Source organism: uncultured Sphingomonas sp., from assembly GCF_964237335.1.
GTDB lineage: Bacteria > Pseudomonadota > Alphaproteobacteria > Sphingomonadales > Sphingomonadaceae > Sphingomonas.
In genome coordinates this window covers 39,702-60,462 of record NZ_CAXSHM010000009.1, presented here as the reverse complement: position 1 = coordinate 60,462, position 20,761 = coordinate 39,702, and the positions used below count along the sequence as shown (strand labels likewise).

At 71.4% G+C, this 20,761-nt stretch carries 16 protein-coding genes; all 16 read left to right on the top strand.

The annotated features are described in order from the left end of the window. Positions 1-25: 25 nt before the first annotated feature. The 16 genes from murF to ACFE65_RS06715 all read left to right on the top strand — a co-directional run bounded on the left by murF (position 26) and on the right by ACFE65_RS06715 (position 20,673). A complete protein-coding gene (murF, locus tag ACFE65_RS06790; protein ID WP_375381589.1) occupies positions 26-1,414 on the top strand; it encodes a UDP-N-acetylmuramoyl-tripeptide--D-alanyl-D-alanine ligase in 1,389 nt (462 codons plus the stop codon). Beyond that, complete coding sequence (gene mraY, locus ACFE65_RS06785; RefSeq protein WP_375381588.1) at positions 1,415-2,485, top strand: phospho-N-acetylmuramoyl-pentapeptide-transferase; 1,071 nt, start codon at positions 1,415-1,417, stop codon at positions 2,483-2,485. Beyond that, a complete protein-coding gene (gene murD / locus ACFE65_RS06780; RefSeq protein WP_375381587.1) occupies positions 2,482-3,909 on the top strand; it encodes a UDP-N-acetylmuramoyl-L-alanine--D-glutamate ligase in 1,428 nt (475 codons plus the stop codon). Before mraY ends, murD begins: the two co-directional genes overlap by 4 nt. Then, the gene (locus ACFE65_RS06775) at positions 3,906-5,150 is read left to right on the top strand and encodes an FtsW/RodA/SpoVE family cell cycle protein (RefSeq protein ID WP_375381586.1); all 1,245 of its coding nucleotides are present in this window, start codon (positions 3,906-3,908) and stop codon (positions 5,148-5,150) included. The genes murD and ACFE65_RS06775 overlap by 4 nt, the downstream gene beginning before the upstream one ends. Continuing rightward, positions 5,150-6,304 carry an undecaprenyldiphospho-muramoylpentapeptide beta-N-acetylglucosaminyltransferase gene (gene murG / locus ACFE65_RS06770; protein ID WP_375381585.1) on the top strand — a complete coding sequence of 385 codons (1,155 nt, stop codon included), beginning with the start codon at positions 5,150-5,152 and terminating at the stop codon, positions 6,302-6,304. The genes ACFE65_RS06775 and murG overlap by 1 nt, the downstream gene beginning before the upstream one ends. Continuing rightward, a complete protein-coding gene (murC, locus tag ACFE65_RS06765) occupies positions 6,301-7,746 on the top strand; it encodes a UDP-N-acetylmuramate--L-alanine ligase (protein WP_375381584.1) in 1,446 nt (481 codons plus the stop codon). The genes murG and murC overlap by 4 nt, the downstream gene beginning before the upstream one ends. Further along, positions 7,743-7,937 carry a hypothetical protein gene (locus tag ACFE65_RS06760; RefSeq protein ID WP_375381583.1) on the top strand — a complete coding sequence of 65 codons (195 nt, stop codon included), beginning with the start codon at positions 7,743-7,745 and terminating at the stop codon, positions 7,935-7,937. Before murC ends, ACFE65_RS06760 begins: the two co-directional genes overlap by 4 nt. Continuing rightward, positions 7,934-8,848 carry a UDP-N-acetylmuramate dehydrogenase gene (gene murB / locus ACFE65_RS06755; RefSeq protein ID WP_375381582.1) on the top strand — a complete coding sequence of 305 codons (915 nt, stop codon included), beginning with the start codon at positions 7,934-7,936 and terminating at the stop codon, positions 8,846-8,848. The genes ACFE65_RS06760 and murB overlap by 4 nt, the downstream gene beginning before the upstream one ends. Positions 8,849-9,002: 154 nt before the next feature. Further along, entirely contained in the window at positions 9,003-9,977 is a 975-nt protein-coding gene (locus tag ACFE65_RS06750) for a D-alanine--D-alanine ligase (protein WP_375381581.1), read from the top strand. Further along, on the top strand, positions 9,974-10,909 hold the full coding sequence (locus ACFE65_RS06745; RefSeq protein ID WP_375381580.1) for a cell division protein FtsQ/DivIB: 936 nt from the start codon (positions 9,974-9,976) through the stop codon (positions 10,907-10,909). Before ACFE65_RS06750 ends, ACFE65_RS06745 begins: the two co-directional genes overlap by 4 nt. Before the next feature lie 63 nt (positions 10,910-10,972). Beyond that, positions 10,973-12,235 (top strand): cell division protein FtsA, encoded by a 1,263-nt coding sequence (ftsA, locus tag ACFE65_RS06740; RefSeq protein WP_375381579.1) that lies wholly within the window; start codon positions 10,973-10,975, stop codon positions 12,233-12,235. A gap of 117 nt (positions 12,236-12,352) precedes the next feature. After that, positions 12,353-13,849: a cell division protein FtsZ gene (gene ftsZ, locus ACFE65_RS06735; protein ID WP_375381578.1), complete on the top strand. Its 1,497-nt coding sequence runs from the start codon at positions 12,353-12,355 to the stop codon at positions 13,847-13,849. 121 nt (positions 13,850-13,970) lie between these two features. Further along, positions 13,971-16,634, top strand: a complete 2,664-nt coding sequence (locus tag ACFE65_RS06730) for an SPOR domain-containing protein (protein WP_375381577.1) — start codon at positions 13,971-13,973, stop codon at positions 16,632-16,634. Continuing rightward, entirely contained in the window at positions 16,631-17,803 is a 1,173-nt protein-coding gene (locus ACFE65_RS06725) for a deoxyguanosinetriphosphate triphosphohydrolase (protein WP_375381576.1), read from the top strand. Before ACFE65_RS06730 ends, ACFE65_RS06725 begins: the two co-directional genes overlap by 4 nt. A 73-nt stretch (positions 17,804-17,876) precedes the next feature. Next, positions 17,877-19,514, top strand: a complete 1,638-nt coding sequence (locus ACFE65_RS06720; protein ID WP_375381575.1) for a DUF1800 family protein — start codon at positions 17,877-17,879, stop codon at positions 19,512-19,514. Positions 19,515-19,518: 4 nt separating this feature from the next. Beyond that, a complete protein-coding gene (locus ACFE65_RS06715; RefSeq protein WP_375381574.1) occupies positions 19,519-20,673 on the top strand; it encodes a DUF1501 domain-containing protein in 1,155 nt (384 codons plus the stop codon). Positions 20,674-20,761: the final 88 nt, after the last annotated feature.

Here is a 20,761-nt window from a genome sequence, read left to right as displayed (position 1 = left end):
GAGCGCCGCAAGCTCGGTGTGCGTTTTGGCTGATCCGCTCTGGACGTCAGACGCGGTCGCGCTCGCCACCGGGGGCATCGCCTCCGCGCGTTTCGACGTGTCCGGCGTCACCTTCGACTCCCGCGAGGTCGGGCCGGGCGACCTGTTCGTCGCGCTGAAGGGCGAGGCGACCGATGGTCACCGCTTCGCCGCCCAGGCGCTCGCCGCAGGCGCGGCGGGGGTGCTGGCGAGCGAGCCGGTAGAGGGTTCGCATGTGCTGGTCACTGACACGGCCGCAGCGCTCGACGCGCTCGGGCGCGCCGCTCGCGCCCGGACCGGTGCACAGGTGATCGGCGTTACCGGGTCGGTGGGCAAGACGTCGACGAAGGAGGCGCTGTTCGCAGCGCTCGATCGGCCTGCGCCGGGCACGACGCACCGGTCGCTCAAGAGCTACAACAACCATGTCGGCGTGCCGCTCAGCCTCGCGCGCATGCCAGCGGCGAGCGGGTTCGGCGTGTTCGAGATGGGGATGAACCATCCCGGCGAGCTCGCCGCGCTGACCCGGCTGGTGCGCCCGCATGTCGCGCTCGTCACCGCCATCGCGCCCGCGCATGCCGAGTTCTTCGCCGACGAGGGCGCGATCGCCGATGCAAAGGGCGAGATCTTCCAGGGGCTAGAGCCGGGTGGCATCGCGATCGTGCCGTTCGACTCGCCGCATCGCGACCGGCTCGCCGCCGCCGCGCGACCCCATGCCGGCCGGATCGTCACCTTCGGGCTCGAGGCGGGCGCCGACGTCCGTCCGGTGGAGATGATGCGCACGGCCATGGGCGGCACGTTCGTCACTGCTCGCATCGGCACGCGCGAGCTGTCGTTCACCGTCGGCCAGCCTGGGCGGCACTGGGTGTCCAACGCGCTCGCGGTGCTGGCGGCGGTGGACGCGGTGGGCGGCGACCTCGCGCTTACGGGGCTCGCGCTGGCGGAGCTCGGCGGCCTCGCCGGGCGCGGCGCGCGGCTGACCGTCGCGGTACCGGGCGGCGAGGCGCTGGTGATCGACGAGAGCTACAACGCCAACCCCTCGTCGATGCGCGCGACGCTCGGCGTCCTGGCGGACGAGCCCGGCCGCCACGTCGCCGTGCTGGGCGAGATGCGCGAGCTCGGCGAGGCGGGGCCGGGCTATCACGCCGCGCTCGCCGCGCCGATCCTGGACGCGCGGATTGAGGCGGTACTGCTGGTCGGCGAGGCGATGGCGCCGTTGGCCGATGCGCTTGCCGGGCGGGTGCGATGCGTCCATGTCCCCGACGCGGCGACGGCGCTCGCCCGGCTGCCGGCGATGCTGGCCCCCGGCGACGCGGTGCTGGTCAAGGGATCGAACGCGGTTGGTCTGGCGCGCGTCGTGGCCGGCTTGTCGGCCGGGGCAGGGGCGGGAACGAGTTAGATGCTGTACTTCGTCGCCCGCTGGCTCGGCTTTCCCGGGCTGCTCAACCTGGTGCGCTACCAGTCGTTCCGGACCGGCGCCGCGGTGGCGACGGCGTTGTTCGTCGGCCTGCTGATCGGGCCGCGGTTCATCGGTTGGCTGCGCGTGCGGCAGGGCAAGGGGCAGCCGATCCGCGCCGACGGCCCGCAGACCCACCTCGCCAAGCGGGGCACGCCGACGATGGGGGGCCTCATGATCCTGACCAGCATGGTGATCGCGATCCTGATCTGGATGGACCTGACCAACCCGTTCGTCTGGGCGTGCCTGTTCGTGACGCTGGGCTTCGGCGCGATCGGCTTCCTCGACGATTACGACAAGGTCAAGAAGGCGACGACGGCCGGCATCTCGGGCCGCACGCGGCTGATCGGCGAGTTCGTGATCGCGGGGATCGCCGCCTGGATCATCATGCAGGAGGACGGCAGCCACCTGTACCTGCCGTTCACCAACCGCATGTACCTGGAACTGGGCTGGAGCTTTCCGGTGTTCGCCGCCTTCACGATCGTCGCGTTCGGCAATGCGGTGAACCTGACGGACGGGCTGGATGGCCTCGCGACGATGCCGGTCATCATCGCGGCGGTGGCGTTCATGCTGATCGCCTATCTGGTCGGCAACGCGAAGTTCGCCGATTACCTGGGCCTCGCACATGTGCCGCGCGCAGGCGAGCTTGCGATCTTCTGCGGCGCGATCGTGGGTGCGGGGCTCGCGTTCCTGTGGTTCAACGCGCCGCCTGCGGCGGTGTTCATGGGCGACACCGGATCGCTGGCTTTGGGCGGCGCGCTCGGCACGATCGCGGTGGTGGCGCATCACGAGATCGTGCTGGGGATCATCGGCGGACTGTTCGTGGTCGAGGCGCTCAGCGTCATCATCCAGGTGTTCTTCTACAAGCGCACCGGCCGCCGCGTGTTCAAGATGGCGCCGATCCACCATCATTTCGAACAGCTCGGCTGGAGCGAGCCCACCGTCGTGATCCGCTTCTGGATTGTGGCGCTGGTGCTGGCGCTGGCGGGGCTCAGCACGTTGAAGCTGCGGTGATCACCGCGCGCGCCTGGGCGGGGAAGCGGTACGGCGTGCTGGGGCTGGCGCGCTCCGGCGCGGCGACGGTGCGCGCGCTGCTGGCGAGCGGAGCGAGTGTCGTGGCGTGGGACGCGGACGAGGGGCGGCGTGTTTCAATCCTCCCCGAGCTTGCTCGGGGAGGGGGACCGTCGCGCAGCGATGGTGGAGGGGCCTCTACCGCAGACGATAAACTGCGCCCGCTGCCCCTCCACCACTCGCCTGCGGCGAGCGGTCCCCCTCCCCGAGACGAGCTCGGGGAGGATGAGAGTTTGGTGATCGCCGACCTCTCCACCATCGACCTCACCACCCTCGACGCGCTCGTAGTCTCCCCCGGCGTCCCGCTCAACACCCACCCGCTCGCGGCAAAGGCACGGGCGGCGGGGGTGGCGATCATCGGCGACATCGAGCTGTTCGCGCAGGCGCGCAGCGGACTGCCGCCGCACAAGGTCGTCGGCATCACCGGCACCAACGGCAAGTCGACCACCACCGCGCTGATCCACCACATCCTCAAGACGGCCGGCGTGCCAAGCCTGATGGGCGGCAACATCGGCCTGCCGATCCTGGCGCAGGAGCCATTGCCAGCAGGCGGCGTGTATGTGCTGGAGCTGTCGAGTTACCAGATCGACCTTACGCACAGCCTGGACTGCGACGTGGCGGTGCTGACCAACATCACGCCGGATCACCTCGACCGGTACGATGGGTTCGAGGCGTATGCGGCATCAAAGGTGCGGCTGTTAGAAATGCAGTCACCGGGTCATGTCGCGATAGTCGGCTTTTCCGAAGAGACTCGGACGACCCGCGAAGCAGACGTGTGGTGGATATTCGACGGCACACCGTTGTCGGAACAAGCTGACTGGCCAGCCTTGCAGGGGCTGCACAATGGCATGAACGCTCAGATCGCAATGGCCGCGGCTCGGATGATCGAGGTCGTCCCAGATGCTGTTAAGCAAGCCCTCCGTACCTTCCCGGGCCTCCCCCACCGCATGGAGCGCATCGCCGAGGTCGCCGGCGTCGCCTACGTCAACGACTCCAAGGCCACCAATCCCGAGTCCGCCGCCCCCGCGCTCGCTGCCTTCCCGCGCGTCCATTGGATCGTCGGCGGGCGGGCGAAGGGCGATGACCTCGACGCCTGCCGTCCCGGCTTTCCCCACGTCGCGCGCGCCTACACGATCGGCGAGGCGGGGCCGCGCTTCGCCGCCGTGCTCGCGCCCGAGTTGCCGGTAACGGAGTGCGGGACGCTCGATGTCGCTGTCCACGCCGCCGCCGCCGCCGCGCAGCCGGGCGAGACGGTGCTCCTCTCCCCCGCCGCCGCCAGCTTCGACCAGTATCGCGACTTCGAGGCGCGCGGCGACGCGTTCCGGGCGCTCGTTGTCGCTGTTGAAGATGGGGGGCTCGCCGCATGACCGACGTTCGCGCGGATGACAGCGGGACCGGCACGCAGATCAACCCCAACCTCCTCGCCCGCGTGAAGCAGCGTGGCGGGCGCGGGGATCGTTCGCCGCTCGGCACCTGGTTCTGGGACATCGACCGGGTGCTGCTGCTGCTCACGCTTATCCTCATCGCGATCGGCCTGATCGCGGTCGCCGCCGCGTCGCCGGCCAGCGCGGTCCGCTATTCCGACGAGCATCGGCATATCGCGCCGCTCTATTATTTCTGGCGGCAGGTGATGTGGGTGGGCGTCAGCCTGCCGATCCTGTTCGGCGTGTCGATGCTGCCGATCGGCGTCGCGCGCCGGTTTGCGCTGATCGGCGCGGTGGTGTGCGTCGCGATGCTGGCGGTGACGCCCTTCGTCGGCGTGCAGGTGAACGGCGCCCGCCGCTGGCTGGGCGTCGGCTTCGCGCAGTTCCAGCCATCGGAGTTCCTCAAACCCTTCTTCATCGTCACCACCGCATGGCTGCTGTCGCTGAAGGCGCGCGAGGGCGACCTGCCGCTGGTGACGATCACCGCCGCGATGACCACGATGGTCGGCGGACTGCTGATGATGCAACCCGATTTCGGGCAGACGATCATCTTCTGCACAGTGTGGATGGCGCTGCTGGTGATCGCGGGCACCCCGACGCGGGTGCTGGTGGGGCTTATGGCCTGCGTGCCCGGCGGATTGATCGCGGCGTACCTGTTCTACTCCACCGCGCGCAAGCGGATCGACGCGTTCATCTTCCCCGACGCGGACGGCACCGGCGCGTCCGACCATTTCCAGACCAACGCCGCGCACGCGACGCTCAGCGCCGGCGGCTGGACCGGCACGGGCCCGGGCGGCGGGCGCGTCAAGTTCGGGCTGCCTGAGGCGCATACCGACTATATCTTCTCCGTGATCGGCGAGGAGTTCGGGCTGATCGCCTGCGCCGTCATCGCGATCGTGTTCCTGGCGATCGTCGTGCGCGTGTTCGTGAAGCTGCTGGACGAGACGGACGAGTTCCGGCTGCTCGCCGCCGCGGGCCTTGCGACGCAGTTCGGCGCGCAGGCGCTGGTGTCGATGGCGGTCAACACGGGGCTCGCGCCGTCCAAGGGGATGACGCTGCCGTTCATCAGCTATGGCGGATCGTCGATGATCGCGCTGTCGATCGGGATGGGGTTGCTGCTGGCGTTCACCCGGCGCAATCCGTTCCTGACGCGCAGCCCCTATGTGGTGCGCTGGAGCCCGTGATGACCGCATCCCGCCACTTCGTTCTCGCCGCCGGTGGCACCGGTGGCCATATGGTGCCCGCCGCCGCGCTCGCCGCCGAGCTGACGCGCCGCGGCCACCGCGTCGCGCTCGTCAGCGACGCGCGCGGCGTGCGGTTTCCGGGATTGTTCGACGGTATTCAAATGCATGTGCTCCCCGCCGGGCGTTTCCAGGTAGGGCGGCCGCAGGGCTGGGCGTCGGCGGCGCGCGAGATGTGGCGCGGCCGGGCAATGGCGCGCGAGCTGTACCGCACGTTCCAGCCCGCGGCGGTGATCGGCTTCGGCGGCTACCCCGCGTTCCCCGCGCTGCTCGCGGCGTTCGCGGACAGGATCCCGACCGCCGTCCACGAGCAGAATGCGGTGTTGGGCCGCGTCAACCGGCTGGTCGCCGGGCGGGTGAGCGCGATCGCGACTGCCTATCCGGACGTCGAGCGGCTGAAACCTTCGCTGGCGGGCAAGGTCCACCTAGTCGGCAATCCGGTGCGCGACGCGGTGCTGGCGTTGCGCGACCGGCCCTACCCGCTGCTGGAGGAGGACGGCATCTTCCGTGTGCTCGTCACCGGCGGCAGCCAGGGCGCGAGCGTGCTGAGCCGCGTGGTGCCCGACGGGCTCGCGATGCTGCCGGTCGCGTTCCGCCGCCGGTTGCAGGTGACGCACCAGGCGCGGATCGAGGACATCGACGCGGCACGCGCCAAATATGCCGAGCTTTCGATCGCAGCCGACCTCGCGACCTATCTGCCCGACATGCCGGGCGAGCTGGCCTGGGCGCATCTGGTGATCGCGCGCGCGGGCGCCTCGACGGTCGCGGAGCTGACCGCCGCCGGTCGCCCTGCGATCCTCGTGCCCTACCCGAGCGCGGCCGACGATCACCAGACCGCCAACGCCGAGGAGATCACCAGGGCCGGTGGCGCGCGCACGATCGACGAGGAGGATTTCACCCCCGTCGAACTCGCCAAGCAGGTGCAGAAGCTGGGCCTCGATCCCGGCGCGCTCGCCAATGCCGCGGCGCGGGCGCGGTCGGTGGGGCGCCCGCACGCGACACGCGACCTTGCCGATCTGGTCGAGAGCCTGGGCGCGCCGTTCGCCCGGCTGCCTGTCGCGGCGCCCAAGCCCACCCGCCGCGAGGCGTTCGCGTGACCGCCGCCTCGACACGCTCGGGTGTCGCGACCGATATCGGCACGATCCACTTCGTCGGCATCGGCGGCATCGGCATGTCGGGCATCGCGGAGGTGATGAAGAACCTCGGCTATCGCGTGCAGGGGTCCGACGTGGCCGAAGGCTATGTGGTGCAGGGCCTGCGCGACAAGGGCATCCCCGTCGCGACCGGCCACGCCGCTGCGAACCTCGGCGACGCGGCGGTGGTCGTGACGTCCACCGCGATCGTGCGCTCCAACCCGGAGGTCGAGGCGGCGCTGGAGCGGCGCATCCCCGTCGTCCGCCGCGCCGAGATGCTGGCCGAGCTGATGCGGCTGAAATCCACCGTCGCGGTGGCGGGCACGCACGGCAAGACGACCACCACCAGCATGATCGCCGCGCTGCTCGATGCGGGCGGCGTCGACCCGACCGTCATCAACGGCGGCATCATCAACTCCTACGGCTCGAACGCGCGGCTAGGCGCGAGCGACTGGATGGTCGTGGAGGCGGACGAGAGCGACGGCAGCTTCCTGCGGCTTGACGGCACGGTGGCCGTGGTGACCAACATCGATCCCGAGCATCTCGACCATTACGGCTCGTTCGACGCGGTGAAGGACGCGTTCGTCGAGTTCGTCGAGAACGTGCCCTTCTATGGCGCGGCGCTGCTGTGCCTCGACCATCCCGAGGTGCAGGGCATCCTGCCGCGGCTGCGCGACCGGCGGATCGTGACCTATGGCTTCTCCGCGCAGGCCGACGTGCGCGGCGTCAACGTCCAGCCGGTGCCGGGCGGCAACCGGTTCGAGGCGCTGATCCGCGCCCGCGACGGATCGGTGCGCTCGATCGAGGGGATCGAGCTGCCGATGGCGGGCCGTCACAACGTCCAGAACGCGCTGGCCGCGATCGGCGTGGCGCTGGAACTCGGCATCGACGACGCGACGATCCAGCGCGGCTTCCACGCGTTCGGCGGCGTCAAGCGACGCTTCACCAAGGTGGGCGAGGTGCCGGTCGACGGCGGCGTCGCGATCGTGATCGACGACTATGCGCATCACCCGGTGGAGATCCGCGCCGTGCTGTCGGCGGCGACCGAGGGCGCGAGAGGGCGCGTGATCGCGGTCGTCCAGCCGCATCGCTACACCCGGCTGCGCGACCTGATGGCGGACTTCCAGGCGTCGTTCAACGAGGCGGACATGGTGTTCGTCGCCCCCGTCTATGCCGCGGGCGAGGCGCCGATCGAGGGCGTGGACGCGGCCGCGCTCACCGCCGGGCTGAAACAGCGCGGCCATCGCGCGGCGCAGGAGGTGGCTGGCGCCGATGCGCTGGCGCAGGCGCTGGCGGGCGAGTTGCGCCCCGGCGATCAGGTCGTGTGCCTGGGCGCGGGCGACATCACCAAATGGGCCGCCGGGCTGGCCGGAGCCCTGACGGCGGCGCGCATGGTGCCGGCATGAGCACGCTGTGGAAGGACGCGCTGAAGCTGCAGGCCGACGCGGCCGAGGCGCAGCGGCGCGCGATGGAGGCCGGCGCCCGCGCGCTCGATCCGGCGAAAGCGATGCTCGACGCGCAGCAGGCGATGCTGCGCGCGGCGGAGGCGAACCGCAAGGCATGGGCTGGCTGGGCCAAGCTGTGGGGCGTCGAGTGAGCGCGGCGACGCTCCTCGCCGGTCAGGCCGATGCGCCGGTGCGGGGCCGGCTGACCCCGAACGCTCCGCTCGCGCCGCTCACCTGGTTCAAGACCGGCGGCACCGCCGAGTGGCTGTTCGAGCCGGCGGATGCGGACGATCTGGCGGCGTTCCTGGCGGGCCTCGATCCGGCGGTGCCGGTGATGGCGCTGGGGCTCGGCTCCAACCTGATCGTGCGCGACGGCGGCGTGGCGGGCGTGGTGGTCCGGCTGGGCAAGCCGTTCGCCTTCGCGCGCGCGCATGATGACGGCGTGACGCTGACGTGCGGCGGCGGAACGTCGGGCATCCTCGCCTCGTCCGTCGCGCGCGATGCGGGCACGGCGGGGCTGGAGTTCCTGCGCTCGATCCCGGGGACGGTCGGCGGGTTCGTGCGCATGAACGGGGGTGCCTATGGGCGCGAGACGGCCGATGTGCTGGTGTCGTGCGTGGTCGTGACGCGCGACGGTGCGACGATGCCGATGGCCGCCACAGAACTTGGCTACTCCTACCGGCATTCCGACTTGCCGAGCGATTCGATCGTCGTCGAGGCGACCTTCCGCGGCACGCCCGGCAACCCGGCCGCGATCGGCGCGGAGATGGACCGCATCGCCGCCGAACGCGAGGCCAGCCAGCCGCTGCGTTCCAGGACCGGCGGCTCGACGTTCAAGAACCCGCCGGAACATAAGGCCTGGGCGCTGGTCGACGCCGCCGGCTGTCGCGGCCTGCGACGGGGCGATGCGCAGGTGAGCGAGAAGCACTGCAACTTCCTGCTGAACCTCGGCAACGCGACGAGCGCCGAGATCGAGGCGCTAGGCGAGGAGGTGCGCGCACGGGTGCTGGCGCAGTCGGGCGTGACGCTGGAGTGGGAGATACAGCGGGTGGGGGCGGCGTGAGCGGGGCCAACTTCATCCTCCCCCAGCTTGCTGGGGGAGGGGGACCAGCGAAGCTGGTGGAGGGGCAGCCGTCGAAGACGGCGTACTGCGCCCTCCGCCCCTCCACCACGCTTCGCGCGGTTCCCCTCCCCGAGCGCAGCTCGGGGAGGATTGCATGAGTCCTCTCCACATAGCCGTCCTCATGGGCGGCTGGTCCGCGGAGCGCGCGGTGTCGTTGTCGTCGGGCGCGGGCGTGGCGGAGGCGCTGGAGAGCCTCGGCCATCGCGTCACGCGCATCGACATGGGGCGGGACGTCGCGCAACGGCTGGCGGCGGCGGCGCCCGACGTCGTCTTCAACGCGCTGCACGGCACGCCGGGCGAGGACGGCAGCGTCCAGGGCCTGATGGACCTGATGGGGCTGGCCTATACGCACAGCGGCATGGCGACGTCGGTGATCGCGATCGACAAGCAGCTGACCAAGCAGACGCTAGTGCCGCACGGCGTGCCGATGCCCGGCGGCCGCATCGTGCGGTCGGCGGACCTGTACGCCGCCGACCCGCTCCCGCGCCCCTATGTCCTCAAGCCCGTCAACGAGGGCTCGTCGGTGGGCGTCGCGATCGTCACCGACGAGGGCAATTACGGCAACCCGATCGGCCGTGACGTCGCCGGCCCGTGGGCCGAGTTCGCCGAGCTGCTCGCCGAGCCGTTCATCCGCGGGCGCGAGCTGACGACCGGCGTGCTCGGGGATCGCGCGCTGCTCGTCACCGAACTCCAGCCTAAGAGCGGCTTCTACGATTACGACGCCAAATATACCGACGGCATGACCGAGCACGTCTGCCCAGCCGACATCCCCGATGACGTGACAGATGCGTGCAAGGCGATCGCGCTCCACGCGCATCGGCTGCTCGGCTGCCGCGGGGCGTCGCGGTCCGATTTCCGCTGGGATGACAGCCAGGGTGTCGCCGGGCTGTTCCTGCTGGAGGTCAATACCCAGCCAGGGATGACGCCGTTGAGTCTCGTGCCCGAGCAGGCGCGGCATCTGGGCATGAGCTACCCCGAGCTGGTACAGGCCATCATCGACGACGCGCTTGCGCGCTTTGGTGTAGAAAACGCGCTGGCAATGGCGGACGGGCGGGGAGGGGCGGAATGAGCGCGACGATCAAGCGTGGTACCCCCGCGAGGCGCCCGGTGCAGCGGCGCAAGGTCGCCAAGCGCTCGCTCGGCGACCGGATCGTGTCGGCGCTGCCGATCAGCGAGGCGACGCTTCGCCACGCCGCGACGGCCGCGATCCTGCTGGTGGGCGCCGGTGCGGCGGTCGCGGCGGCGAGCGTCCTCGGTGTGCCGGCGATGGTCGGAAGCGCGGTGGACGACGTGGCCGGGCGCGCCGGCCTGCGCGTCGAGACGATCCAGGTGACGGGCAACAAGCGCGCGGACTTGATGGCGATCAACGCGCTGGCGCTGGAGAGCAAGTCGCTCGCGATGACGGCGGTGGACCTGAACGCGGTGCGCGAGCGGCTGGTGAGTTACGGCGGCTGGATCGCGGACGCGCACGTCTCGCGCCGTTGGCCCGACACGCTGCTGATCCAGATCGACGAGCGCACGCCCGCGGCGGTGTGGCAGAACGAGGGGCAACTGACGCTGGTGGACGCCTCGGGCGCGCTGCTGGAAGCGGTGGACCCGAACCGGATGCCCAACCTGCCGCTGGTGATCGGCCCGGGCGCGGACCGGCAGGAGGCGGGGTACCAGGCGCTGCTCGCCGCCGCCCCGGCGCTGCGGCCGCGGGTGAAGGCGGCGACCTGGGTCGGCGGTCGACGCTGGGACCTGACGTTCACCACCGGCGAGACGCTGGCGCTGCCCGAAGGCGAGCACGAGTCGGCGACGGCGCTCGGCCGGTTCGCGCAGATCGAGGGCGCGCGGGCGGTGCTCGGCAAGGGGTGGCTGCGGTTCGACCTGCGCGATCCGACCAAGCTGGTCGCACGCCGGCCGGGATCGGGAGCTCAGGCGTTGAGCGACACCGGCAGCGCAGGCGTCGCGGTGCCGGCGCGAGCGGCGGGGTCGGAGCCGCGGACGGACGAGGGTTGAGGACGGACCAGGGCTAAGGACGGGCGGACACGAAGCGGACAGGGACGGGCAGGGGGGAATATCATGGCGAAGGCAGCACCCGAGGGACTGATTACGGCGCTGGACATCGGCTCGTCCAAGGTCTCGGCGATGATCGCCGAGCCGGGTGACGGCGGCGAGCTCAGGGTGTTGGGCACCGGCCAGCGCGAAAGCCGGGGGGTCAAGCGCGGCTACATCGCCGACATGGCCGCGACCGAGGCGGCGGTGCGCGAGGCGGTGGAGCAGGCGGAGCGGATCGCCGGGATCAACATCGAGAACGTCTGGGTCGGCTTCTCCGCCGGCGGCCTCGTCAGCGACGTGGCGTCGATCGAGTTCGAGCTCGGCGGGCACCGGATCGAGCAGGCGGACATCGACGCGCTGCTGCAGGCCGGGCGCGAGTCGATCGATCCGCAGGGACGGATGGTGCTGCACGCGCAGCCCGCGCTCTACATGCTGGACGGGCTGACCGGCGTGAAGAAGCCGCTGGGGCTCCATGCTGACCGGCTGGGCGTCCACATCCACGTCGTCGCGGCGGACGGCTCCCCGGTGCGTAACCTAGACCTGTGCGTCCGCTCCGCGCATCTGGAAGTAAAGTCGATCATCGCCTCGCCGGTGGCGACGGGGCTGTCCTGCCTGTCGGACGAGGAGCGCGAGCTGGGCGTCGCGCTGGTCGAGGTCGGCGCGGGGGTGACCAACGTGTCGCTGTTCGCGGGCGGGATGCTCGTGGGGCTGACGTCGATCCCGTATGGCGCTTCTGACATCACCGACGACATCGCCTCCGCCTTCGGCACCCGGCGCGCGCAAGCCGAGCGGATGAAATGCTTCCACGGCTCCGCCAACACCAGCCCTCGCGACAATCACGAGATGATCCCGGTGACCATGGTGGGCGAGGAGGACGAGAAGCACGATGCGCAGCAGATCACCCGCGCCGCGCTGAACGGCGTGATCCGCCAGCGGCTCCAGCACATGATGGGAGAGGTGGGCCGCGCGCTGAAGGAGCTGAAGTTCGAGGGACCGGTGGGACGCCAGGTGGTGCTGACCGGCGGCGGCGCGGAGCTGAAGGGGATCGCCGATTACGCGCAGGCCGCGCTCGGCCGCTCCGTCCGGATCGGCCGGCCGCGCGGGCTGACCGGCCTGCCCGAGGCGCATTCGGGGCCTGCGTTCGCGACGCTGGCGGGGCTTGCCTTCTATGCCGCCGCCGATCCCGTCGACCTGCGCTCGCTGTCGGGCACGCCGCAGCTCGTCCACCGCCCGCGCGGCCTGGGCGCGTTCCGGAAGCTGATCCAGGCGGCGCGGGCCAATTATTGAAGCGCGGCGGCGCGGCCCAGCTTTTCGGCTGGAACGCGCGAAGACGTTGGTGCAAGGTGTTAACCAGGGCGGCCGGTCTAGCGTATCATCCGGCGAGCAGGGTGGAGTGACAAGGCGATGAGCATCGAATTTCTGGCTTCGGACGTCGACGAGCTCACCCCGCGCATCGCCGTGATCGGCGTCGGCGGCGCGGGCGGCAATGCGATCGCCAACATGATGCGCGCCGATGTGCAGGGCGTCGACTTCCTGGTCGCCAACACCGACGCGCAGGCGCTGAAGCAATCGGGCGCGCCGCACCGGATCCAGCTTGGCGCGAAGATCACGCAGGGCCTTGGCGCCGGCAGCCGGCCCGAGATCGGTCGCGCGGCCGCGGAGGAGACGATCGACAGCCTGTCCAAGCAGTTGGAAGGCAACCACATGGTGTTCATCGCTGCCGGCATGGGCGGCGGCACCGGCACCGGCGCGGCGCCCGTCATCGCCAAGGCGGCGCGTGACATGGGCATATTGACGGTGGGCGTCGTCACCAAGCCGTTCGCGTTCGAGGGCAACCGCCGCGCCAAGAGCGCGGACGCGGGCATCGACGAGCTGCAGAAATACGTCGACACGCTGATCGTCATCCCCAACCAGAACCTGTTCCTGATCGCCAATGCGAACACCACCTTCAAGGAGGCGTTCAGCATGGCGGACGAGGTGCTGCAACAGGGCGTGCGCGGCATCACCGACCTGATGGTGATGCCCGGCCTCATCAACCTCGACTTCGCCGACGTCCGCTCGGTGATGCAGGAGATGGGCAAGGCGATGATGGGCACGGGCGAGAGCTCGGGCGACAATCGCGCGCTGGAGGCGGCGCAGAAAGCGATCGCCAACCCGCTGCTCGACGGCGTCAGCATGCAGGGCGCGAAGGGCGTCATAATCTCGATCACCGGCGGTGACGACATGCGCCTGCTCGAGGTCGACGAGGCGGCGAACCATATCCGCGACCTGGTCGATCCCGACGCCAACATCATCTGGGGGTCGGCGTTCAATCCCGAGCTCGAAGGCCGCATCCGCGTGTCGGTCGTCGCGACCGGGATCGAGGCGGACCAGCGCGCCGTCGCGGGAGCCGCCGCCGCCGCGCCTGAGCCCGCGCGCACGTCGTTCAGCTTCGCGACGCCGCGCCGCGCCGACGAGCCGACGTCGTTCCGCCCGACCGAGCCGGCGCGGACCACGACTGCGTCCGGCGCCGACGAGATCGCCGAAGCGCCGCCGCAGGACGAGGCTGCGGTGGCATCATCGTCCGCCCCGGTCCCGGCCGCCGCTACATCGGCCGACGAGGACGAGCTGGTCCTGGCGCCCGAGACGATCGTATCCGAGCCTGCCGCGCCGCGTGTATTCGGCAACGACGTCGGCGGCGATGCCGAAGCGGCACGTCGGCGCTGGCTCGCGACCGGTTCGGACACAGCGACCGCGGCCCCTGGCGGCGCGCCCAAGGTGAAGCTCGGCGGCACATTGTTCGAGCGCATGTCCAGTGCCGCGCGGGGGGCGCCGCGCGAGGAGGAAGCACCCGCGGCAGCTCCGGCCGGCAAGGATCCGCTCGACATCCCGCGCTTCCTGCACCGGCAGAACAACCAGTAATCGTCGGGGAAGCGACAGGGCGTAGCCTCATTCGCTCCGTCGCCTACCCGCCCCGGTCCGTCGCGCGACCTGAGGGGTGCGATTGCGGGTCCTGTGTTGGACGGTCTAGCTACCGCGGCTCATGACACGTCATCTCCTCCTGCCGTCGCTCGTCGCGCTGGCTGCCGCGATCATGCTGCCCGGTGCCGGCGCGGCGCAGTCGGCAGTATCGGCGCCGGCTGCGCTGTCGGACGCCGACGCGCTCGCCGCGCAGATGCGGATCATCGCCGCGGAGCCGACGGACGTGGCCGCGCTGGCGCAGGCCGGCGAACTGTCCGCCCGGCTGGGCGACCTGTCGGGTGCTGCGTCGCTGTTCGCGCGCGCCGACAAGGTCGATCCGCACAACGGCCGGGTCAAGGCCGGCATGGCGGAGGTGCTGCTGCGCTCCGAGCGACCGGGGGAGGCGCTGCGTTTCTTCGACCAGGCTGAGGGCTATGGCTATCCGCCCGCGCGCTTCGCGGCGGAACGCGGGCTCGCCTATGATCTGCTGGGGCAGCAGGGGCGCGCGCAACGGGATTATCGTCTGGTCCTTGCTACCGGCGACAATGCGGAGGTGCGGCGGCGATATGCGCTGTCGCTCGCGATCTCGGGCCAGAACGAAGCCGCACTGCAGCAGCTCGACCCGCTGATCCGCAAGAACGATCGGGGTGCCTGGCGGTCGCGCGCGTTCATCATCGCGATGGGCGGCGATGCGGCGGCTGCGGGGTCGATCGCGACGACGATGATGGCGCCGGGCCAGGCGCAGGGGCTTGCGCCATTCTTCGCGCGGTTGGCCGCGCTGGGGCCGGTCGACCGCGCGTTCGCGGTGCATTTCGGCGAGCTGAGGCCGACCGCGCAGCGCATCGCCGACGCCCGGCTCGCGCCTGCCTTGCCGCCGTTCGCGCCCGAGGTGGTGCAGGTCGTGCGCGCGGCGCCGGTCGCGGCGCCTGCCCCGGTCCGCGTGGCCGATCGCCGCCACAAGCGGAAGGGGGAGGTGCAGGTCGCCGCCGTCGTACCCGTCGTCGTCGCACCGGCACCACTGCCACCGTCCTACGGCTATGCGGGGGCTGGGCGATCGACCGGCGCGCCGGCGGGTGTCGCGTCGGCAGGTGTGGCCCCGGCGCGTCCGGCTGTCGGCCCGGCGCGAGCTCCTGCGCCGGTCGCGCTCGCCGCTGCGGCTCCGCCCGCCCGGCTTCCCGCAGCCATCGCCGCGCCTGCGCGGACGAGCGGCTTCGGGGCGCCTTATTACTATCCCGGGTCGATGCTGCCGCATTATCTTCCGCGCCCGCCGGCCGGCCCGGCTGCCGTTGCCGTCCAGTCTGCTCCAGGAGCGGGCGCTGGCCCGACGGCGCTGGCGTCGACACCGACCGGCGCGTCTCGGCCGGCATCGCCGCCCGCTCCGGCCGTATCGATCGCGGCTGCGCGACCAGCCGCATCTCCGGCGCCGGCGACGGGCGCGCCGCTTGCGTCGCCCGCGCCCGTGCAGATCGCGGCGGCGACGCCCGCGCCCAGTGCGTCGGTCACGCCTGTGCAGCTTGCGTCCGTCGCGCCTGCGCCCCGTCCGTCGTCCACACCCGTTCAACTCGCGGCAGTCGCGCCGCCGAGCGCCGGCTTCTCTTCCGCGTCGGTCGGGATCGTCGTTCCGTCGGCCGCCGGTCCGGTCCAGACGTCCGCACCGGCGATTGTCCCGGTCGCTCCGGCCGCCCCGATTGCGACCGCGCCCGTTCCGGCGCCACCGACGGCATCGACCACGACCGCGCCATCGGCCGCCAGGCCGACCGTGGCGCCACCCGGTGCCACGACGACGGGCGATGCGGTGCTCGCCCGCATCGCGGACGCGCTCGCGATACCGGGACGCGACCTGGCGGCGGCGGGAACCGTGACTCCGGTGACCCCCGTCGCGGTGACCACGGTTGCGGTGACCACCGCCGCGCAGGCGCCGGTATCGTCGGCGGCGACGCCGGCGGTCACCCAACGTCTGTCGACCGACTTCCCACCCGAGCCGATGATGGTTAACGGCCAGCTCACGACGGCCGGACGCACCGCCACCGCGCGGCGGCACCGGCCGGTCGAGATCGCCGCGTCCGCTTCACCGCCCGAGGCGAAGGGCGCCGCGGCTGCGGCCGCACCGGCGCCCGATCCGTCGGCGGAGGGCGAGCATCCGTCCACCCGGCGTGGCCACCGTACTGCCGTCGCCGCGACGGAGGCGGACGCGGCGAAGCCCGACACCGCGGCGCCGGACCGTTCCACCCGTCGCGGCCGACGCGAGATCGCCGCCGCCGATACCGCCGAACCGACGCCGACGCGCTCGCGCCACGGCAGCCATGCCGCCACCGACGAGACCGGCAGCGACGATGCGGCTCCGACCGATCGCAAGGCCACGGCCCGCCAGACCGCGGCTGATCGCAAGGCGGCTGCCGAGAAGAAGGCCGCGGCCGAAAAGAAGGCGCTCGCCGACAAGAACGCCGCGGACGAGCGCAAAACTAAAAAGGCGGAGCCCGGACGCTATTGGGTGCAGGTCGCGGGCGGCGCCAACGAGGACGATCTGCCCAAGGCCTGGTCCGCCGCCAAGTCGAAGGCGCCCGCGCTCGCCGGGCGCAAGGGCTGGACGACGCCGCTGCACGCCACCAACCGCGTCGTCACCGGGCCGTTCAAGACCGACGAGGAGGCGCGCGCCTTCGTCAACACGCTGAAGAAACAGGGCGTTTCGGCCTTCCCGTTCACCAGCGAGGCGGGCCAGAAGATCAGCCGGCTCGACGGCAAGTGACCCCCGCCCGTTGGGCGTCGAACCCAGCCGCCAGCCGGGGCCGGCTGCACCGCGAACCGGGAAGCGCCGATGGCGAGGCACGCGGCCCCCGCGACGCGTTCCAGCGCGACCGGGATCGCGTCATTCACTCGATCAGCTTCCGGCGGCTGCGCCACAAGACGCAGGTGTTCATGGCGCCCGACGGCGACCATTTCCGCGTCCGACTGACGCATAGCCTGGAGGTCGCGCAGATCGGCCGCACCATCGCCCGCGTGCTGGGGCTGAACGAGGATCTGACGGAGGCGCTGTGCTTGGCGCACGATATCGGCCACCCGCCGTTCGGCCATGCGGGCGAGGATGCGCTGAAGGCCGCGATGAAGGGCCGGGGCGGGTTCGACCACAACGGCCACACGTTGCGCGTGCTGACCGCGATCGAGCAGCCCTATCCGCGCTGGGCGGGACTGAACCTCACCTGGGAAACGCTGGAGGGGCTCGCCAAGCACAATGGCCCGGTGCGCCGTCCCGGCTGGGCGCTGGCGGCGGCGGACGCCGAGTTCCCGCTGGCGCTGGGCACCTGGCCGTCGCTCGAGGCGCAGGTGGCGGCGCTCGCGGACGACATCGCCTATGACAATCACGACATCGACGACGGCCTGCGGGCGGGGCTGCTGACGCTCGATCAGTTGCTGGCGGTGCCGCTGGTCGCGCAAGGTTGGGCCGGGGTGGAGGCGCGCTTCGCCGACGTGCCGCGCGCGCGGTTGGCGGGCGAGCTGGTGCGCGGCCAGATCGGCGCGATGGTCAACGACCTGATCGCCGAGACGACGGCCCGCCTCGCCGCCGCCGCGGTCGACACGGCGGACGAGGTGCGGCAGGCGCCCGGCGCGCTCGTCGGCTTCTCGCCGGCGATGCGGGAGGCGGAGCGCGAGCTGAAGCGCTTCATGTACGCCAACCTCTACCATCACCCGGTCCAGCTCGCGTCCGCGGCGGCGGCGAACCGCGTCGTTGCCGGGCTGTTCACCGCCTATCACGCCGATCCGCGGCTGATGCCGGACGAGTGGCGGATGCGCCTGCCGCCGGACGAGCCTGGCCTGTCGCGACATGTCGCCGATTTCATCGCGGGGATGACGGACCGATACGCGGTCGCGCGCTACCGCGACATCGTGGGACCGATCGACTTGCCGGAAGGGTTCTGACGGGCCGAAACGGGCACACTCCCGCGACAGATAGAGCCTATATACCGAGTCGTCGTCAATCTGCGAGGTTCGTATGACACCCGTTCCCTCGGTCAGCATCGCCATCAACCGGTTCGGGCTCGGCGGCCGGCCCGACCAGCCGGTGCCGACTGATGCGCGGGCATGGCTCCTTGCGCAGTTCGACCGCTACGATGCGAGGCCCGACGTCATCGTCGCCGCGCCGACCAGCGCCGCCGCCTCGGCCGAGCTCGCCGACTATTTCCGCCAGCAGCAACAGCTCCGCCAGCAGGCGCAGGCCGACGCCAAGGCGGCGGCCGCAGCGGCAGCGGCTTTGCCCGGCGCCGTGCCCGCACCGGCTGCGGGTATGGCTACGATGGCGCCGGCCGCCGGCTTGATGAACGCAGCGCCGCCACCGATCGCGGGCACGATGATGACCGCGCCCGTGACGCCGCAGTCGCTGCAGCCCGTGCCGGCCGGCATGAAGCCCGGGATGGCGGCGGCGGCGGGCCAGCAGCCGCCGCGCAACGAGGCGGAGCGGGAGGCGCGCCAGTTCGCGGCGCGCGAGGGGCGCCAGGGCTATGCCGCCGCGGTCGGCGCGCGCGCGATGACCGCGATCATGACCGACACGCCGTTCGTCGAGCGGCTGGTGTATTTCTGGGCCAACCATTTCGCGGTCTCCGCTGACAAGCTGGAGCTGACCGCGCTGTCGGGTACGCTGGAGTTTGAGGCGATCCGGCCGCACGTGCTCGGACGGTTCCACGACATGCTGACCGCCGTGGAGCGGCATCCCGCGATGCTGCTGTATCTTGACCAAGCGGTGTCGGTGGGGCCGAACAGCCCGCTGGGGCTCAAGATCGCGGCGCGCGGCAACCGCAAGATCGGGTTGAACGAGAACCTCGCACGCGAGATATTGGAGTTGCACACCCTTGGCGTCCGGTCGGGCTATACGCAGGCCGACGTCACCGAGTTCGCGCGCGCGATGACCGGATGGACGGTAGCGGGCATCGGTCGCGGTCCAGGCGCGCGCGCCGCGGGCACGGACGGCATCCCCGGCGACTTCGTCTTCGCCGATCCGATCCACGAGCCCGGCGACCGGACGATCATGGGGAAGGTCTATCCTGCGGGCGGGGTGACACAGGCGCAGGCGGTGCTGGACGACGTCGCCGCTTCGCCCGCCACCGCGACCCACATCGCGACCAAGCTCGCGCGACATTTCGCGGGCGACAACCCGCCGCCGGCGATGGTCGCGCGGCTGCAGAAGGCTTTCCTCACGTCCGGCGGCGATCTGCCGACCGTGTATCGCGCGATCGTCGCCTCGCCCGAGGCGTGGGTCGCGGGATCGCCCAAGTTCCGCACGCCCTGGGAGTGGAGCATCGCCAGCTATCGCGCGCTCGGCGCGAAGGACGTGCAGCCCGCGATGATCGTCGGGCTGCTCAACCAGTTGGGCCAGCCGACGTGGAAGCCGGGCCAGCCAGTCGGGTGGGACGACGTCGCCGGCAGTTGGGCCGGCCCCGATGCGGTGATGCGCCGGGTCGAGGCGGCCGAGCGGTTCGCGGCGAAGGCGCCGGCGCAAACCGACGCGCGCGCGCTGGGCGGCAAGCTGTTCCCCGCCGCGCTGTCGACAGCCACGCAACAGTCGCTCACGCGCGCGGAAAGCCCGGCGCAGGCGCTCGCGTTGCTGCTCGTATCCCCTGAGATGATGCGGAGGTAAGATCATGCTAGACCGTCGTTCCTTCCTGACTACAGCTGGCGTCGCCGCCAGTTTCGCGCTCGCGCCACGCATGGCCTTCGCCGCTGCCGCAACCGAGCGGCGGTTCGTGTTCATCATCCAGCGTGGCGCCGCGGACGGCATGGGCGTCGTCGCGCCGGTCGGCGATCCGGCGTTCGTCGGCGCGCGCGGCGATCTGGCCGCAGACTTCGCGAGCGCGCCCCGGCTCGACGCGATGTTCGCGCTGCATCCGGCGATGACCAACACGCTGGCGATGTACCGCGGCGGCGAGGCGCTGTTCGCCCATGCGGTCGCGTCCCCCTATCGCGATCGCTCGCACTTCGATGGGCAGAACGTGCTCGAGACCGGCGGCGCGGGCGCCTACCAAGTGCGCGATGGCTGGATGAACCGCATGCTCGGTGTCGTGCCGCGCGACGATGCGAGCGCAATCGCGATCGCGGCGTCGGTGCCGATGGCGCTGCGGGGGCCGCATGACGTCTCCTCCTACGCGCCCTCCAACCTGCCGCAGGCGTCCGACGACCTGCTCGCCCGCGTGTCGATGATGTACCAGGGCGACCACCAGCTCCACGGCCTGTGGGCGGAGGCGCTGGGCACGCGCGAGCTGACGAGCGATCTGGGGCAGGGCAACGGCGCCAATGCCGCCGCGACGGGCGCGTTGGCCGCCAAGCTGCTCGCGGCGCCGGGTGGCGCGAAGATCGCGATGATCGAGACCGGCGGGTGGGACACCCACACGCAGCAGCGCCAGCGGCTGACGCAGCAGCTGAAGGGCCTGGACGCGATGGTCGGCGCGCTGAAGACCGGGCTGGGGCCGCTATGGGCCGACACGGTGGTGCTGGTCGCGACCGAGTTCGGCCGGACCGTCGCGGTCAACGGCACGGGCGGGACCGACCACGGCACGGGATCCGCCACCATGTTGTTCGGCGGCGCGGTGAAGGGCGGTCGCGTGATGGCCGACTGGCCGGGGCTGAAGACCGCGGCGCTTTACGAGGCGCGCGATCTGAAGCCGACGCTGCCGCTCGACGCGTTCATCGGCGGCGCGGTGGCGGGGCATTTCGCGCTGGATCCGTCGCGCACCACGGCAACGCTGTTCCCCGGCGCGCCACGCTCCGCGGCGGTGGAGGGCCTCGTCCGCATGGCATGAGGGGCGGGAGCGCCGGCCCCGGTCCTGTGTGTTCGCTAACAACCACCGCGCCGGCGTCGGCTTTTGCGCCGCTCCGCTCCATGCGCTA